Here is a 601-nt window from a genome sequence, read left to right on the forward strand (position 1 = left end):
CGTGGCAGCATCGAAATTGATGCGTTTGTGACTAAGCGAATGCAAAAAGGCGTCGTGTTTATTCCTTTCCATTTCGTTGAGTCGCCAGTTAACCGCTTGACGACTACGGCAACGGACCCGCATGCGAAAATTCCTGAATTCAAAGTCGCAGCGGTGAAGATTGAAATCAGTGAAACGGCCGCTCAACCAGAGCCTGTCGAGGAGGCGGTACACCACGTCTAACATCAACGCTTCACGCACTGGCGAGTTGAGAAATTGCATTTAAGCTTATGATATGTAATAGCGAAACGAGCAGTGCGTGTGTCGAGCGTTTTTAAGTGGATCATATTGCTTCTACCCGCTCTTATTTGGCTGGCGGTCAGGCAAATTGAACATATTTGGTGGGCGGAGAATCTTACCTCGATTCCCGCCCTCATTGTGTTCACTTACGTTATTTTAGCCTCGGCGTTTTTTATCGCTCGCAGATGGTTGCAAAGTGCATTTTCTGCCTTTGTCGCTATTTTGTTTGTCTCGTTACTTGTTCCGCCGCAGCGCAGTCATGTGGCGTCTTGCTCGCACTCGTTGAGCGTCATTCAATTTAATCTTTTTTACGAAAACTCAG

Annotated in this window: 1 protein-coding gene and 1 pseudogene; both read left to right on the top strand. The window is 47.3% G+C overall.

All coding sequences use genetic code 11. From position 1 onward, the window contains the following. A partial coding sequence (locus R7O13_RS28780) for a molybdopterin dinucleotide binding domain-containing protein (protein ID WP_318305450.1) occupies positions 1-222 on the top strand: 222 nt, incomplete at its 5' end. Between the two features lie 72 nt (positions 223-294). After that, positions 295-601, top strand: a pseudogene (locus tag R7O13_RS28785) (endonuclease/exonuclease/phosphatase family protein); the annotation flags it as partial.

This window comes from Vibrio sp. Y176 (assembly GCF_033438945.1).